This window comes from Pseudomonas qingdaonensis (assembly GCF_018398475.1).
Taxonomy (GTDB): domain Bacteria; phylum Pseudomonadota; class Gammaproteobacteria; order Pseudomonadales; family Pseudomonadaceae; genus Aquipseudomonas; species Aquipseudomonas palmensis.
The window spans coordinates 3,011,344-3,028,556 of sequence record NZ_CP074676.1; the positions used below are offsets into that span (position 1 = coordinate 3,011,344).

A 17,213-nucleotide genomic window follows, 5' to 3' on the forward strand; every position below is an offset into this window, starting at 1 on the left:
ATCAGGCTTTGGAACCGCGTCGCGGCCTTCGCCAGCAAGGCTGGCCCCTACAATCACACCGCGGCCTGTAGGCGCCGGCCTTGCCGGCGAACGCCTCGACGCACACTACCTGTCGGTCGCGGTACGCTCTTCAGCAGCAAGGCTGGCTGCCTCCCAGCCGCCCCCCAACGCCGCAATCAACTGCACGCTGGCCACCAGCCTGCCCTGCAGCAGGTTCAGCACGCTGCGTTCATTGCTCAACGCGGTGGTCTGCACGTTCACCACGTCCAGATACCCGATCAGGCCCGCCTTGTACTGGTTCTCGGTCAGGCGCAGCGACTCGCGCGCCGACGCCAGCGCCTCATCGCGCACCTGCGCCTCATCGGCATACACCTTCAGCTGCACCAGGTAGTTTTCCACCTCTTGGAAGCCATCCAGCACGCTCTGACGGTACTGCGCCACAGTCTGGTCGTACACGGCCTTGGTACGGTCGACCTCGGCCGAGCGCTTGCCGGCATCGAACAGGGTCACGGCCAACTGCGGCCCCACCGACCAGAATCGGTTCGGCAAGCTGATCCAGTCGCTGAAGCTGCTACTGCTGTAGCCACCGCTCATGCTCAGGGTCAGGTCCGGGAAGTACGCCGCCCGCGCCACGCCGATATTGGCGTTGGCCGCCATCACCTTGCGCTCGGCCGAGGCAATGTCGGGGCGGCGCTCCAGCAGCTGCGACGGCAGCGCCAGCGGGATCTGCGGCAAGGCCGGTATGGTGGTGCTCGGCGCCAGGGCAAATTCGGCCGGCGCCTTGCCCATCAGCACGGCAATCGCATTCTCGAACTGCGCCCGCTGCCAGATCAGGTCGATCAGGTCGGCCTGGGTGCTCTTGAGCTGGGTCTGTGCCTGGGCCACCGCGTCCTTGCCCGAAACCCCGGCGCGGTACTGGTTCTGGGTCATGGTCAGCGAACGCTGATAGGCCGCCAGCGTGGCCTCGAGCAGGCGCTTCTGCTCGTCGATCACACGCAGCTGCAGGTAGTTCTGCACCAGCTCCGACTGCAGGCTCAGGCGTATCGCCGCCAGGTCCGCCAGGCTCGCCTCGGCACTTGCCTCGTTGGCGTTCAGGCCCTCACGCAGCTTGCCCCACAGGTCGGCTTCCCAGCTCACGCCCAGCTGGGCGCTGTACGTGTCGCGGATACCGCTGCTGTTGTTGCTCAGGCTCGAACTGCTGCTGCCGGTGCCCTGGCTGGAGCGGGTCTTGCCGGCGCTCAGGTCGAGGCTGGGAAACAGCGAAGCCCGGGCGCTGCGCACCAGGGTCTGGGCCTGGCGGTATTGCGCCTCGTACTGGGCCACCGTCTGGTTGTTGGCATTGAGCTGCTCGACCAGACCGTTGAGCTGCGCATCGCCGTACAGCTCCCACCAGGCCCCGCGCGCCAGGGCGTCGGACGGGTTGGCCTGTGTCCAGCCCTCAGCGTACTTGAACGCCACCGGCTCCGGCGCCTGCGGCCGGTGGTAGTCGGGGCTCAGGGTACAGGCGCTGAGCATCGCCAGGCACAGGGCCGAGGTCAGCAGGCGCGAACCACGGGCCGCCAGCACGCGCTGCAGGGAAGGTGGACAAACATCGGCAGGTCGGGTCATAGCGGGGTTTCCAAAGCAGCGTCGGTACGCACGCCGCGCCAGTGATTGAAGCGATGGCGCGAGCGGTCCAGATAGAGGTAGACCACCGGGGTGGTGTAAAGCGTGAGGATCTGGCTGAACACCAGCCCGCCAATGATGGTCAGGCCCAGCGGCTGGCGCATCTCGGCGCCCTCGGCGGTGCTCAGCAGCAACGGCAAGGCGCCCAGGATCGCCGCCAGGGTGGTCATCAGGATCGGCCGCAGACGCAGCAGGCAGGCCCGACGAATCGACTCCTGCGGGCTGAGCCCTTCATGGCGCTCCAGCTGCAGGGCCAGGTCGATCATCAGAATCGCGTTCTTCTTCACCACCCCGATCAGCAGGAACAGCCCCAGCAGCGAGATCAGACTGAACTCGCTGCCGACCACGTACAGCGTCAGCAGCGCCCCTACCCCGGCCGATGGCAGGGTCGAGAGGATGGTCAGCGGGTGAATGTAGCTTTCATACAGAATCCCCAGCACCAGGTACACCGCCAGCAAGGCGCCGAGGATCATCCAGGGCTGGCCCTCCTGGCTCTTGGTGAAGGCATCGCCGGTACCGCCAAGCTTGGCGATCACGTCCTCGGGCAGGCCGACCTTGGCCACCGCGCGCTCCACCGCGGCCAGCGCCACGTCCTGGCTGACGCCTTCTGCGAGGTCGAACGAGATGTCCTCGGAGGCGAACTGCCCCTCGTGGCTGACACGGTCCTCGGCCAGGCTGTTCTCGTAATGGGCAAAGGTCGACAGCGGCACGCGCGCGCCGTCGGCGGTGATCACCTGTACCTGCTCCAGGGTGCGCGGGTCCTGCGCATACTTGGGGTTGACCTCCATCACCACCTGGTACTGGTTGAGGCTGTCGTAGATGGTCGAGATCTGGCGCTGGCTGTAGGCGTTGTTGAGCACGGCGGTGACCATGTTCATGTCGATGCCCAGGCGCTTGGCCTGCTCGCGATCGACCACCAGGGTCACCTGCTGGGTGCCGCTGCCTTCGCGGGCGTCGATGGCCGTCAGCTCCGGCAGCGCCTTGAACGCCGCTACCACCTTCGGGTACCACTCGCGCAACGCCGTCAGCTCGCCACTTTGCAGGGTGTAGAGAAACTGCGAGCTGCTCTGCTCGCGGCCACCGCCAAACTGCAGGTCCTGGTCGGCCATCAGGAACAGCCGCCCGCCGGGTACCTTGGGCATCTCCTTGCGCAGGCGCTCGATGATCTTCTGCGCCGACTCCTTGCGCTCCTTGATCGGCTTGAGGCGCACCAGCACCATGGCGTTGTTGATGCCGCTGTTGCCGCCGATGAAACCGGCCACGCTCTGCACGGCCGGGTCCTTGAGCAAGGCGCGCCGGTAGATTTCCATCTTCGGCTGCATCACCGCGAACGACAGCCCGTCGTCACCCCGCACAAAGCCCATCAGCTGGCCGGTGTCCTGCTGCGGCATCAGGGTCTTGGGCACCACCACGTACAGCGCCACGTTGACCACGATGGTCACCAGCAGGCTCAGCAGGGTCAGGCGGCGATGGCGCAGCGCCCAGCCCAGGCTGCGGTCGTAGCCGGCCATCATGCGCTGGTTGAGACGCTCGCTCCAGCGCTGCAGGCGGGTCTGCTCGCCGGGGGCGTGAGGTTTGAGCCAGCGCGCGCAGAGCATCGGCGTGAGCGTCAGCGACACCACCAGCGACACCAGGATGGCCGCCGCCAGGGTGATGGAGAACTCGCGGAACAACGACTCGACGATGCCGCCCATGAACAGGATCGAGACGAACACCGCCACCAGCGAGGCGTTCATCGCCAGCAGCGTGAAGCCCACCTCCTTGGCACCGAGGAAGGCCGCGGCCAGCGGCGCGACGCCTTCGTCGATATGCCGCGAGATGTTCTCCAGCACCACGATGGCGTCGTCCACCACCAGCCCGGTGGCGAGAATCAGCGCCATCAGCGACAGGTTGTTGAGCGAGAACCCGCACAGGTACATCACCGCGAAGGTGCCCACCAGCGACACCGGCACCGCCAGGGTCGGGATCAGCGAGGCGCGCAGGTTGCCCAGGAACAGGAACACCACCAGGATCACCAGCGCCACCGCGATCAGCAGCGTGTGTTCGGCCTCCTTGAGGGTGGCCTTGATCACCGGCGAGCGGTCCATGGCCACGTTCAGTTGCACGCTGGCCGGCATCAGGTCCTGCAACGCCGGCAACTGCTCCTTGATGCTCTCGATGGTCTTGATGATGTTGGCGCCGGTCTGGCGGTTGATCACCAGCAGCACCGCGTCCTTGTCGTTGAAGAAGCCGCTGTTGTAGCGGTTCTCCACGCCATCGGTGACCTTGGCCACGTGGCTCAGGCGCAGCACCGAGCCGTCCTGGTAGCGAATCACCAGCGGGCCGTAGTCCTTGGCTTTCTCCAGTTGATCGTTGGCCTGTACCTGCCAGCTGCGCTGGGTGTCCTCGATGAAGCCCTTGGGCCGGCGCACGTTGGCGTTGGCGATGGTCTGGCGCACATCGTCCAGGCTCACGCCGTACTGGTTGAGCAGTTGCGGCTCCAGCTCGATGCGCACCGCCGGCAGCGAGCTGCCGCCGATCTGCACCTCGCCCACACCCGGCACCTGGGACAGGCTCTGGGACAGGATGGTGGAGGCCAGGTCGTAGAGCTGGCCCTTCTGCAGCACATCGGAGGTCAGCGACAGCACCATGATCGGTGCCTGGGCCGGGTTGAACTTGTTGTAGGTGGGCATGCTCTTCATGCCGCTGGGCAGCAGGTTGCGCGTGGCATTGATGGCCGCCTGCACCTCGCGTGCGGCGCCATCGATGTCGCGCCCCATGTCGAAGCCCAGGATCACCCGCGTGGAGCCCTGGCTGGAGCGGCTGGTCAGGGTGTTGACCCCGGCGATGCTGCCCAGCGAGCGTTCCAGCGGGGTTGCCACGGTGGAGGCCATCACCTCGGGGCTGGCCCCGGGCAGGCTGGCCGACACTACTATCACCGGGAAGTCCATCTGCGGCAGCGGCGCCACCGGCAGCAGGCCGAAGCTGACCCCGCCCAGCAGCATGATGGCCAGGCTCAGCAGCATGGTCGCCACCGGGCGACGGATAAACGGGCCGGAGAGGTTCATGCGTCGGCCTGTTGCGGGTCAGGCTGACGGCGCCAGCGACGCGCCAGGCGGTCGAAGTACAGGTAGATCACCGGCGTGGTGAACAGCGTCAGCACCTGGCTCACCAGCAGCCCGCCCACCATCACCAGCCCCAGCGGCTGGCGCAGCTCGGCGCCCGAGCCGGTGGCGAGCATCAGCGGGATGGCCCCGAACAGCGCCGCCAGGGTGGTCATCAGGATCGGCCGGAAGCGCAGCAGCGCCGCCTGGTAGATCGCCGTCTGCGGGTCCATGCCCTGGTTGCGTTCGGCCTCCAGGGCAAAGTCGATCATCATGATCGCGTTCTTCTTGACGATACCGATCAGCAGGATGATGCCGATGATCGCGATCATGCCCAGGTCGTTGCCACTGATCATCAAGGCCAGCAGCGCGCCCACTGCAGCCGAGGGCAGGGTCGAAAGGATGGTCACCGGGTGGATGTAGCTCTCGTAGAGCACGCCGAGCACGATGTACATGGTCACCACCGCCGCCAGAATCAGCAGCAGGGTGCTCGACAGCGACGCCTGGAAGGCTTCGGCCGCGCCCTGGAAGCGGGTCTGCACGCCCAGCGGCATGCCGATCTGCTGCTGCACCTGTTCGATGACCTTGACGCCCTCGCCCAGCGACACGCCTTCGGCCAGGTTGAACGACATCATCACCGCCGGGAACTGGCCGATGTGGGCAATGGCCAGTTGCGCCTGGCGCTGCTCCACATGGGCCAGGCTCGACAGGCGCACCTGCGCGCCATCGGTGGTCTTGACGTAGATCTGGTCGAGCACCCTGGGCCCAAGGTCGGCCGCCGCAGCGGCCTGCAGCACCACGCGGTACTGGCTGGCCTGGGTATAGATGGTGGAGATCTGGCGCTGGCCGAAGGCGTCGTACAGCGCGTTGGTGATTTCCGACACGTTGATGCCCAGACGGCTGGCGGCGTCGCGGTCGATCACCAGAAACACCTGCAGGCCCTTGTCCTGCAGGTCGCTGGCCACATCGGTCAGCTCGGGGCGATCATGCAACGCATCCACCAGCTTGCCGCTCCACTGCGCGAGCAGGTCGGCATCCGGCGACGACAGGCTGAACTGGTACTGGGTGCGGCTGACGCGGTCTTCGATGCTCAGGTCCTGCACCGGCTGCATGAACAGGCGAATGCCCACCAGCTTGTCCAGTTGCGGTTGCAAACGGGTGATGACCTGCGAGGCAGTGATGTCGCGCTCGCCGTGGGGCTTGAGGTTGATCAGCAACCGGCCGCTGTTGAGCGTGGCGTTGTCGCCGTCGACGCCGATGTACGACGACAGGCTCTGCACGGCCGGGTCCTGCAGGATCACCGCGCTCAGCTCCTGCTGGCGCTGGCTCATGGCGGCGAACGAGATCGACTGCGGGGCTTCGGAAATACCCTGGATCACCCCGGTGTCCTGTACCGGGAAAAAGCCCTTGGGCACCGCCAGGTACAGCAGCACGGTCAGGCCCAGGGTCGCCACCGCCACCAGCAGGGTCAGCGGCTGGTGGCGCAGCACCCACTGCAGGCCGCGACCATAGTGGGCGATCATCCAGTCGATCCAGGCACCGCTGGCGCGGTAGAAGCGCCCCTGTTCCTCTTCCCTGGGCTCGCGCTTGAGCAGGCGCGCGCACATCATCGGCGTGAGGGTCAGCGACACCACCAGTGAGATCAGGATCGCCACCGCCAGGGTGATGGCGAACTCGCGGAACAACCGCCCCACCACGTCGGCCATGAACAGCAGCGGGATCAGTACCGCGATCAGCGAGAAGGTCAGCGAGATCAGGGTGAAGCCGATCTGCCGGGCGCCCTTTAGCGCGGCCTGCATCGGCGTCTCGCCCTCCTCGATATGCCGCGAGATGTTCTCCAGCATCACGATGGCATCGTCCACCACGAAGCCGGTGGCGATGGTCAGGGCCATCAGCGTGAGGTTGTTGATCGAGAACCCGGCCAGGTACATCACGCCGAAGGTGCCGATCAGCGACAGTGGCACGGCGATCGACGGGATGAGGGTGGCGCTGGCCCGGCGCAGGAACAGGAAGGTCACCAGCACCACCAGCACGATGGCGATCAGCAGCTCGTGCTGCACATCCTTGACCGAAGCACGGATGGTCTGGGTGCGGTCGGTGAGCACCACCACGTCCAGCCCTGCCGGCAGGTTGTCGGTGATCGACGGCAGCAGCGCCTTGATCCGGTCGACCACCTCGATGACGTTGGCCCCAGGCTGGCGCTGGATGTTCAGCAGCACTGCCTGGCTCTGGTTGGCCCAGGCCGCCAGGCGCTCGTTCTCGGCGCCGTCGACTATCTCGGCAACGTCCTTCAGGCGCAGCGGCGCACCGTTCTTGTAGGCCAGGATCAGGTTGGCGTATTCCTCGGGGGAGCGCAGCTGGTCGTTGGCGTCGAGCATCGAGACCCGCGTGGGGCCGTCGAAGTTGCCCTTGGGCTGGTTGACGTTGGAGGCGCCGATCAGGGTGCGCACGTCGGCCAGGTTCAGCCCGGCCGAGGCCAGCGCGTCAGGGTTGACCTTGATGCGTACCGCCTGGCGCTGGCCACCGGCGATGCTGACCATGCCCACACCGCTGATCTGTGCGATCTTCTGCGCCATGCGCGTGTCGACCAGGTCGTTGAGCTTGGGCAGCAGCATGGTCTTGCTGGTGATGGCCAGGGTCAGTACCGGGGTATCGGCCGGGTTGACCTTGTTGTACACCGGCGGCGCCGGCAGGTCGCTGGGCAACAGGTTGCTGGCCGCGTTGATCGCCGCCTGCACCTGCTGCTCGGCGACGTCCATGTTCATTTCGAGGCTGAAGCGCAGGGTCAGTACCGAGGCACCGCCCGAACTGGTCGAGGCCATCTGGGTAAGCCCGGGCATCTGCCCGAACTGGCGCTCCAGCGGCGCGGTGACCGCGCTGGTCATCACCTGCGGGCTGGCACCGGGGTACAGGGTAATGACCCGGATGGTCGGGTAATCGACCTGGGGCAAGGCCGCCACGGGCAGCAACGTGTAGGCGATCAGGCCGGCCAGCACGATGGCAAGCATGCTCAGCGTGGTGGCGACCGGGCGCAGGATGAACAGCCGCGAAAGGTTCATGCGCCAGCCTTGCCCTGCTCGCCCGGCGTGGCCGAGAGGTCTTTCTTGTCCTGGCCCTGCAGGTGCTGGCCTGGGGTGGCGGGCACGTCGCTGCTGTCGTTGACCACTTCTACCTCGCTGCCGTCACGCAGGCGGTCGGTGCCTTCGAGCACCACGCGCTCGCCTTTGGCCAGGCCTTCCTTGACCACCGTGAGGTCGCCGTCGCTGGCGCCGAGCTTGAGGCTGCGGATGGTCACCTTGTTGTCGCCGTCCATCACGTAGGCGAAGGTGCCGTTGGTGCCGAACTGCATCGCGGCCGATGGCGCCAGCACCACATCCTTCAAGGTATCGGCCAGCAGGCGCACGTTGACGAACTGGTTGGGGAACAGCATTTCATCCTGGTTTTCGAACCCGGCCTTGAACTTCAGGGTGCCGGTGGTGGTGTCGATCTGGTTGTCCAGGCTGCTCAGCACGCCCACCGAGAGCTGCTGGGTGTCGCCGCGGTCCCACGCCTGCACCGGCAGCTGGGCTCCGCTGCGGTAGCGCGACAGCACGGTGCTCAGCTCGGTTTCCGGCAGGGTGAAGACCACGGTGATCGGCTGGGTCTGGGTGATCACCACCAGTGCCGTGGTGTCGTTGGCCGCCACCAGGTTGCCGACGTCCAGCTGGCGCAGGCCCAGGCGCCCGCTGATGGGGGCACGAATCCTGGTGAAGTCGAGGTTGAGCCTGGCATCGCCCACCGCCGCCTGGTTGGTCTTGATGGTGCCCTGGTACTGGGCTACCAGCGCGGCCTGGGTATCGAGGGTCTGCTTGGCGATGCTGTCTTCGGCGAACAGGCCCTTGTAGCGCTCAAGGTCGATCTGGGCGTTTTTCAGCTGCGCCTGGTTCTGTGCCAGGGTGCCTTCGGCCTGCTGCAGGGCGATCTGGTAGCTGCGCGGGTCGATCTCTGCCAGCAGGTCGCCGGCCTTGACCCGCTGGCCTTCCTTGAAGTTGATCTTGACCAGCTCGCCGCCCACGCGGCTGCGCACGTTGACCGTGTTGGTCGCGGTCACGGTGCCCAGGGCCTTGTAGTACAGCGGGAAGTCGCCCACGGTGGCCGGCGCCACACGCACCGGTACCGGCCCGCCGAACGCGCCGAAACCTGGCCGCCCGCCCCCCGGCTTGCCTGCGCCCGGGGCCTTGGTCGCCGGCGATGAAGGCCAGAATACCCAGCACAGGCCGGCAATCAGCAGCAGGACCAGCAGGCTCAGCAGCCAGCGACGGGAGTGACGAGGACGGGCGGTTTGCATCGGTTGATCGGCCATTGTGCGGAAAGACTTCTCTTGAGGAGGCTGAACGATAAGCAGTAGAGCGGTTTTAGCAAAGCGCCTTTACCGGCTATTTACCTAGAGCTGACGTTGGCAAAGTGCTGAACTATAAATAAAAACGGCCTGGGCTAAGGCCAGGCCGTTACAACTTTTTTCAAATAACCTTTCTATTTCAGCACCGCCCCCCTGTGGGAGCTGGCTTGCCAGCGAAGGCATCCATGCGGTGCATGAAAACTCGCGGTGCCTGAATGCGTTACTTCAGTACCGCCAGCGCCGCGTCGTAGTTCGGCTCTTCGGCGATTTCCTTGACCAGTTCGGCGTGCAGCACCTTGTCGTTTTCGTCCAGTACCACGACTGCACGGGCAGTCAGGCCCTTGAGCGGGCCGTCGGCGATGGCCACGCCGTAGTTCTGGATGAATTCGGCACCACGCAGGGTGGACAGGTTCTTGACATTCTCCAGGCCTTCGGCGCCGCAGAAGCGTGCCTGGGCGAACGGCAGGTCGGCCGAGATGCACAGTACCACGGTGTTGGCCAGTTCGTTGGCCTTGGCGTTGAACTGGCGCACCGAGGTGGCGCAGGTCGGGGTGTCGACGCTCGGGAAGATGTTCAGCACTTTACGCTTGCCGGCGAAGGAAGCCAGGGTCACGTCGGACAGGTCGCCCGCCACCAGGGAAAACGCAGGTGCCTGGGCACCGACTTTCGGCAGTTCGCCGTTGACCTGAACCGGGTTGCCTTTGAGAGTCACTTGAGCCATGAAAGAAGTCCTTATGCGGGGGTGAGTAAAGGACCAGAGTTAAGCATGAAAGTGCCCCGACACCTATGGGGCAGCGATAAATTGTTGAATATCCAGAGAGTTTTTGTGGACAAAGAGCGAGCAAGGGTGTGCACCCCTGCCCGCCCCCGGCCTCAGCCGACCAGCGAGTAGACGATGGCGCTGATGGCCACCAGGCCCACCACGACCACGAACACGTTGGACAGCGCGCCACTGTACTTGCGCATCGCCGGCACGCGGCGGATGGCGTACATCGGCATCAGGAACAGGATCGCCGCGATCACCGGGCCGCCGAACGACTCGATCATGCTCAGGATGCTGGGGTTGAGCGTGGCCACCACCCAGCAGATCACCAGCATGAAGGCTGCGGTGAACCGGTCCAGGGCCTTGGCACCCGGCCGCTTGCCCGTCTTGAGCACCAGGCCCTTGAGGCCTTCGCTGGCACCGATGTAGTGGCCCAGGAACGACTTGGCGATGGCGATGAAGGCAATCAGCGGTGCAGCGAACTCGATGGTCGGGTTGCTGAAGTGGTTGGCCAGGTACGACAGGATCGACAGGTTCTGCGCCTTGGCCTCGGCCAGTTGCGCCGGGTTCAGGGTGAGCACGCAGCTGAACACGAAGAACATCACCATCGCCACCATCAACAGGTGCGCGCGCCGCAGGATCTGCCCGCTGCGCTCGTCGGCGTGCTCGCCGTAGCGGCGTTTCTGGTCCACGGCAAAGGCCGAAATGATCGGCGAGTGGTTGAACGAGAACACCATCACCGGAATCGCCAGCCACAGGGTGTGCACGAATGCCGACCCCGATGGCAGCTCGGTGGCGGTCGTGAGGATGCCGCCGTTCCAGTGCGGTATCAGGAACACCGCCAGCAATGCCAGGGCCACGATGAAGGGGTACACCAGCAGGCTCATGACCTTGACGGTGGCCTGCTCGCCGCAGCGCACGATGACCAGCAGGCCCAGGATCAGCACGAACGACAGCAGCACCCGCGGCGGCGGCGCCATGTGCAGTTGATGCTCCATGAAGCTGCTGACCGTGTTGGTCAGGGCCACGCTGTAGATCAGCAGGATGGGGAAGATGGCCAGGAAGTACAGCAAGGTGATGCAGGCGCCGGCGCTGAGGCCGAAATGCTCCTCCACCACTTCGGTGATGTCGGCACCGTCACGCCCCGAGAGCACGAAGCGGGTCAGGCCACGGTGTGCGTAGTAGGTCATCGGGAAGGCCAGCAGCGCGAGGATCAGCAGCGGCCAGAAGCCGCCGAGGCCGGCGTTGATTGGCAGGAACAGCGTGCCGGCACCGATGGCGGTACCGAACAGGCCCAGCATCCAGGTGGTGTCCTGCCGGGCCCAGCTACCTAGGGCGGCGGGGGTCGATTCGAAGCGTTGATCAACGCTCGGGGCCTGCTCATTCATCCGGGTGCAACTCCGCTCGCAAGACTGCAACATCGCTGGGAGTGGCCAAACAGACGCATCGGCGCACCCCAGCTGTAAAAGAGGGGCGCGATTGTGCGCGCTTTGGTTGCACTTGCAAAGCCCTTGCCGAGGAGTGGTTGCACCTGCCGGCAGCGCAGCGCCGGTCAAGCCCGCCCCCACAAGGCCATCACTGTACGTGTGGGAGCGGGCTTGAGCCGCAACTGGCCGTTATGCGGTCTTGTGCACCGCCGCGAACGCCTCGGCCACCTGCTGCAGGTTGTCCGGGCGCACGCCCGACATGCACACCCGGCCGCTGTCGATCAGGTACACGCCGAACTCGTCACGCAGCCGGCGTACCTGCTCCACGCTGAAGCCGGTGTAGCTGAACATGCCGCGCTGGCTCAGGAAGAAGTCGAAGTTCTGACCCGGCAGCAGCACCGCCAGTGCATCCACCAGCGCCTGGCGCATGTCCAGGATACGCAGGCGCATCCCCTCCACTTCAGCCTGCCACTGGGCATTCAGGCCGGCATCGCCAAGCACCGTCGCAACCAGTTGCGCACCGAAGTTGGGCGGGCTGGAGTAGTTGCGGCGCACGGTCGCCTTGAGCTGGCCCAGCACGCTCTGCGCGGTGGCGCTGTCGTCACAGACCACCGACAGGCCGCCAACCCGCTCGCCATACAGCGAGAAGATCTTGGAGAACGAGTTGCTGACCAGGCACGGCACGCCGGCGCGGGCAAACTCGCGAATGGCGTAGGCGTCGGCGTCCAGGCCTTCACCGAAGCCCTGGTAGGCGATATCGAGGAACGGAATCAGCTCGCGCGCCTTGACCACCTCGATCACCTGCTGCCATTGCGCCTGGTTCAGGTCGACCCCGGTCGGGTTGTGGCAGCACGGGTGCAGCAGCACGATGCTGTTGGCCGGCAGGGTCTGCAGGGTGGCGAGCATGCCGTCGAAGTCCAGGCCACGGGTGGCCGGGTCGAAGTACGGGTAGGTGTTGACCTTGAACCCGGCGCCTTCGAAGATCGCGCGGTGGTTGTCCCAGGTCGGGTCGCTGACCCATACCTGCGAGTCGGCGAAATAGCGCTTGAGGAAGTCGGCACCGACCTTCAGCGCACCCGAGCCGCCCACGGTCTGCACGGTGGCCACACGTGCGCCACCCACGGCCGGGTGATCGGCGCCGAACAGCAGCGCCTGGATCGCCTGGCGGTAGCTGCCCAGGCCTTCCATCGGCAGGTACAGCGAGGCTTCGTGGGGCTGGTCGGCCAGGCGTTTTTCCGCCTCGCCCACTGCCGCCAGCTGTGGCACCACACCGGCGGCGTCGTAATACAGGCCGATGCTCAGGTTGACCTTGTTGGCACGCGGATCGGCCTTGAAGGTCTCCATCAGGGAGAGAATCGGATCGCCGGCATAGGCATCGACATGTTTGAACACAGCGTGCAGCTCCTTGGGTCTGGGCAAATCGTGAAAGACGCTGCCGAGGATACCTGTAGCCGCCGATTTGTGACATGACCCTGGATGCAACTGATCAGTGCAGCTGCGCATGCATCCGCCGGCGAAAAGGCCGCGGGTCACCCCTTGGCCAACACCTGCAACTGCTCGAACTCCTGCGCCGTCACGCTCACCCCGTCCCGCGCCGACGCCTCGCGCTCACGCAAGCGCCGCTCGCCGGGCATGCGGGTCAGGCCTACCGCCTGCATCTGTTCCACCAGTTCACGGCTGCGCTCGGCAAAACGGCTGCCTTCGGCCTTGGTCGGGTCGATCACGATCACCAGTTGCCCGGTCCACGGGGTCTTGGCGCCCGGGTGCTGCGACCAGTCGAACTCGAACGAGAAGTTGCCGCCGGTCAGCGCCGCGGCCAGCAACTCGACCATCATCGACAGCGCCGAGCCCTTGTGCCCGCCAAAGGGCAGCAAGGCACCGCCGTCGAGAATCGCCTGCGGATCGCAGGTCGGCTGCCCGTCGCGGTCCACGCCCATGCCTTCGGGCAACTGCTCGCCCTTGCGCGCGGCAATCTGCACGTCACCATGGGCGATGGCGCTGGTGGCCATGTCGAACACGATCGGCGCATGCCCGGCACAGGGTGCGGCGAACGCGATGGGGTTGGTACCGAACAGTGGCTTGCGCGCGCCGTGCGGCACCACGCAGGTCATGCTGTTGACCACGCTCAGGGCCACCAGGCTTTCTTCGGCAAAGGGCTCGACATCCGGCCACAGGGCCGCGAAGTGATGCGAGTTGTGTATCGCCAGCACCGCAATGCCGGCACTGCGGGCCTTTTCCACCAGCAGCGCCCGCGCCGCCTCAAGCGCCGGCTGGGCAAAACCGCCCCCGGCATCGACCCGTACGTAGCCGCTGGCCACGTCCTGCACCTGGGGCACCGCCGTGCCGTTGACCCAGCCACTGGCCAGGGTCGACACATAGGCGGGAATCCGGAATACCCCGTGGCTATGGGCGCCGTCGCGCTGGGCGCTGGCGCAGTTGGCGGCCAGCGTGCGGGCAACCGATTCGCTGGTGCCGTGGCGCACGAAAATCTGCTGCAACAGGCGCTCGAGGTCGGCCTGGGGCAAGTGGTGAACAGCTGCGGACATCTGAAGCTCCCTTGTTGGAATTGGTATGGGCGACAGCAGTGAGCGATAGCGGACTTTCCTCCGATTGACAGCAAACTGTCAAATGTTGACTTGATGACAGAAAACATTCATTTTCTATTCCCAGCGCAACCGCCGTCGAGAATCGTCCGTGAGCCAACCGATCAAGCAACGCCTGGAAAACAGCCTGCAACATGCGGCGGCCTCGGGTCGCAAGATCGCCACGTACATGCTCGCCCATTTCACCGACCTGCCGTTCGAGACCTCGGCCAGCCTGGCGGCAAAAATCGGCGTCAGCGAATCGAGTGTCGGGCGTTTCTGCCGCTCGCTCGGCTACGAACACCTCAAGGCCCTCAAGCACGATCTCAAGGACGACCTGGGCGATGGCCCATGGCTGGTCGGTGATCGGTTGCAAGAATTTCGCCAACAACAGGGCAAGGACGACATCGACCGCGCGCGCAGCCTCGAGCTGGAGGTCGCCGCCCTGGTGCGGGTCTACGAGTACAGCCGCACCGAGGCCTGGCACACCGTGGCCCGGCGCCTGGCCGAACGGCGCCGGGTATTCATTGCCGGGTTCCAGACCGAGCGCGGTATCGCCCAGTGCATGAGCCACCTGCTGCAATACCTGCGCGATGGCGTGCAGGTGGTGGACGGCAGCGCCGGGCACTTCGGCGAAGTGCTGCTCAGCGCCTCGCACGACTGCGCGCTGGTGGTGTTCGAGGCGCGCCGCTACTCGCGCCACGCCCTGGTGCTGTGTCGCAAGGCACGCGAAGCGGGCATCCCGGTAACACTGGTTACCGACACCTTCTGTGACTGGGCCGATGCCAACGCCGACGAGGTGTTTCGCATCCCCACCGAATTCAATCTGTTCTGGGAGTCCACCGCGACGATGCTGTCGTGGGTACACCTGATGGTCAACGAGGTCTGCAAGAAGCTCGGGCCGGATGTTGAAAAACGCTTGGAAGCAACTGCCGCTCTACACAACGAATTCGTTGGCTACACGTCAACGAGCAAACAATAGCAAGAGTGCAATCAACCACGAGGTGTTTTATGAAACCCGTCCTCCGCTTTGCAGGCGCATGCGCGCTGCTGTTCGCCGGCATCACCTCGGCCCAGGCCGAAACCCTGAAGATCGCCACCGAAGGCGCCTACCCGCCGTTCAACTACGTCGACTCCAAGAACCAGCTGCACGGCTTTGACGTGGACATCGCCAAGGCCCTGTGCGAACAGATGAAAGTCGAGTGCACCGTGGTGGCCCAGGACTGGGAAGGCATCATCCCGGCGCTGATGGCCAAGAAGTACGACGCCGTGGTGGCCTCGATGATCAACACCGAAGAGCGCCGCAAGAAAATCGCCTTCACCAACCACTACTACAAGACGCCGCTGTCGGTCGCAGTGCCCAAGGACAGCGAGATCACCGACGCGCAGACCGACTTCAAGGGCTACACGGTGGGCGCGCAGTCCTCCTCCACCCAGGCGATCTACGCCGAAGACGTGTATGGCAAGGCCGGTGCCGACGTCAAGCTGTACCCGACCCTGGACGAAGCCAACGCGGACCTCGCCGCCGGGCGCCTGGACGGGGTGATTGCCGACAAGTTCCCGCTGCTCGAATGGCTGGGCAAGGCAGGCAAGGACTGCTGCAAGATCCTGGGTGACGTCAAGGGCACCACCGCCGATGCCTCTATCGCCGTGCGCAAGGAAGACGAGGCGCTGCGCGAGCGCCTGAACAAGGCCCTGGACGAGATCGTCGCCAACGGGACTTACCAGAAGATCTCCAGCAAATACTTCGACTTCGATATCTACCAGTAAGACCGCATTCGCTGGCAAGCCAGCTCCCACAGGGTTTTGCGTCAACCGCGACCCTGTGGGAGCCGGCTTGCCGGCGAAGAGGCCCTGTTGTCTTGCCGAGGGTTCGCGCATGATCGAACAACTGTCCCTGTTATCCTTCGCCAGCGGCGGCTGGGGCCAGGCCCTGCTGGCCGGCGCCCTGGTGACCATTTCCCTGGCCCTGGCCTGCCTGCCCATCGGCCTGCCGCTGGGCCTGGGCGTGGCGCTGGCCGCCCGCTCGAAAAAACGCTTTCCGCGCGCCTGGGCCACCGTGTTCTCCACGGTATTTCGCGGCCTGCCCGAACTGCTCACGCTGCTGATCATCTATTACGGCTGCCAGATCGCCGCGCAGAAGATCCTCACCGCCATGGGCTACGAGGGCGAGGTAATGATCAATACCTTCCTCGCCGCCATGATCGCCTTCAGCCTGGTGTTCGCCGCGTTTTCCAGTGAAATCTGGCTGGGCGCGTTCAAGACCATTCCCAAGGGCCAGTACGAGGCCTCGGCCGCGCTGGGCCTGAGCAAAACCACCACCTTCCGCAAGGTGGTGTTCCCGCAGCTGGTACGCATCGCCCTGCCGGGCCTGTCGAACAACTGGCTGTCGCTGCTCAAGGACACCTCGCTGGTGTCGACCATCTCGCTGGTCGACCTGATGCGCCAGACCAACCTGGCCGTCAGCGTGACCAAGGAGCCGATGTTCTTCTACACCGTGGCCTGCCTGGGCTACCTGCTGTTCTCGGCGCTGTCGGGCCGGGTCTTCGCCTATATCGAACGCCACACCAGCCGTCACCTGCGGAGTGCACGCACATGAATCTCGATGCCCTGCTGGCGTTCTTCGTCGACCCCGACCTGCTCGAACGCTACGGCCCGCGCTTTATCGACGGGCTGCTGGTCACCGGCAAACTGGTGGCCATCTCCTTCACCCTGGGCGCCCTGCTGGGCCTGCTGCTGGCGCTGGCGCGGCTGTCTAACAACGTGCTGCTGCAACGCCTGAGCGCCGGCTACATCTACTTCTTCCGGGGCTCGCCGCTGCTGGCGCAGCTGTTTCTGCTGTACTACGGGCTGGGCTCGCTCAAGAGCTTCTGGCAGGACGTCGGCATGTGGTGGTTCTTCCGCGAAGCCTGGTACTGCACCCTGCTGGCCTTCACCCTGAACACCGCCGCCTACCAGGCCGAGATCTTTCGCGGCAGCCTGATGGCCGTGGCCCCCGGGCAATACGAGGCGGCCAGGGCACTGAGCCTGAAGCGCTCGACGACCTTCTTCAAGGTGATCCTGCCGCAGTCGCTGATCGTGGCCATCGGTCCGCTGGGCAACGAGCTGATTCTGATGATCAAGGCCAGTGCAATCGCCTCGCTGGTGACCATCTACGACCTGATGGGCGTGACCAAGCTGGCCTTCTCGCGCAGTTTCGACTTCCAGATCTACCTGTGGGCCGCGGTGCTCTACCTGCTGATCGTGGAGATCGTGCGCCGCAGCCTCAAACACATAGAAGCCCGACTGGGCCGCCACCTGCGCTGAACCGTAGCC

12 protein-coding genes are annotated in these 17,213 nt (G+C 65.2%); 4 read left to right on the plus strand and 8 right to left on the minus strand.

The window, feature by feature from the left end; genetic code table 11:
• Positions 1–105 precede the first annotated feature (105 nt).
• The 8 genes from KH389_RS13695 to KH389_RS13730 all read right to left on the minus strand — a co-directional run bounded on the left by KH389_RS13695 (position 106) and on the right by KH389_RS13730 (position 13,862).
• Positions 106–1,608 (minus strand): efflux transporter outer membrane subunit, encoded by a 1,503-nt coding sequence (locus tag KH389_RS13695; protein ID WP_116054217.1) that lies wholly within the window; start codon positions 1,606–1,608, stop codon positions 106–108.
• Positions 1,605–4,712 carry an efflux RND transporter permease subunit gene (locus tag KH389_RS13700; RefSeq protein ID WP_213605671.1) on the minus strand — a complete coding sequence of 1,036 codons (3,108 nt, stop codon included), beginning with the start codon at positions 4,710–4,712 and terminating at the stop codon, positions 1,605–1,607. The genes KH389_RS13695 and KH389_RS13700 overlap by 4 nt, the downstream gene beginning before the upstream one ends.
• A complete protein-coding gene (locus KH389_RS13705) occupies positions 4,709–7,807 on the minus strand; it encodes an MdtB/MuxB family multidrug efflux RND transporter permease subunit (RefSeq protein WP_058540138.1) in 3,099 nt (1,032 codons plus the stop codon). Before KH389_RS13705 ends, KH389_RS13700 begins: the two co-directional genes overlap by 4 nt.
• On the minus strand, positions 7,804–9,090 hold the full coding sequence (locus KH389_RS13710; RefSeq protein ID WP_078480367.1) for an MdtA/MuxA family multidrug efflux RND transporter periplasmic adaptor subunit: 1,287 nt from the start codon (positions 9,088–9,090) through the stop codon (positions 7,804–7,806). Before KH389_RS13710 ends, KH389_RS13705 begins: the two co-directional genes overlap by 4 nt.
• A gap of 256 nt (positions 9,091–9,346) precedes the next feature.
• Positions 9,347–9,847: a thiol peroxidase gene (tpx, locus tag KH389_RS13715; protein ID WP_043861433.1), complete on the minus strand. Its 501-nt coding sequence runs from the start codon at positions 9,845–9,847 to the stop codon at positions 9,347–9,349.
• 152 nt (positions 9,848–9,999) lie between these two features.
• Entirely contained in the window at positions 10,000–11,277 is a 1,278-nt protein-coding gene (locus KH389_RS13720) for a serine/threonine transporter (RefSeq protein ID WP_043861432.1), read from the minus strand.
• 228 nt (positions 11,278–11,505) lie between these two features.
• Entirely contained in the window at positions 11,506–12,708 is a 1,203-nt protein-coding gene (locus KH389_RS13725; protein ID WP_043861431.1) for an amino acid aminotransferase, read from the minus strand.
• A 137-nt stretch (positions 12,709–12,845) separates the two neighbouring features.
• On the minus strand, positions 12,846–13,862 hold the full coding sequence (locus KH389_RS13730; protein ID WP_213605672.1) for an Ldh family oxidoreductase: 1,017 nt from the start codon (positions 13,860–13,862) through the stop codon (positions 12,846–12,848).
• A gap of 148 nt (positions 13,863–14,010) precedes the next feature.
• Here KH389_RS13730 and KH389_RS13735 point away from each other — a divergent pair, with 148 nt between their 5' ends.
• The 4 genes from KH389_RS13735 to KH389_RS13750 all read left to right on the plus strand — a co-directional run bounded on the left by KH389_RS13735 (position 14,011) and on the right by KH389_RS13750 (position 17,204).
• Positions 14,011–14,880: a MurR/RpiR family transcriptional regulator gene (locus tag KH389_RS13735; protein WP_043861429.1), complete on the plus strand. Its 870-nt coding sequence runs from the start codon at positions 14,011–14,013 to the stop codon at positions 14,878–14,880.
• Positions 14,881–14,909: 29 nt separating this feature from the next.
• Positions 14,910–15,668, plus strand: coding sequence for an ABC transporter substrate-binding protein (locus tag KH389_RS13740; RefSeq protein WP_054914583.1), 759 nt, complete (start codon positions 14,910–14,912; stop codon positions 15,666–15,668).
• 109 nt (positions 15,669–15,777) lie between these two features.
• Positions 15,778–16,497: an ABC transporter permease gene (locus tag KH389_RS13745; RefSeq protein ID WP_043861427.1), complete on the plus strand. Its 720-nt coding sequence runs from the start codon at positions 15,778–15,780 to the stop codon at positions 16,495–16,497.
• Positions 16,494–17,204, plus strand: coding sequence for an ABC transporter permease (locus KH389_RS13750; RefSeq protein WP_043861426.1), 711 nt, complete (start codon positions 16,494–16,496; stop codon positions 17,202–17,204). The genes KH389_RS13745 and KH389_RS13750 overlap by 4 nt, the downstream gene beginning before the upstream one ends.
• Positions 17,205–17,213: the final 9 nt, after the last annotated feature.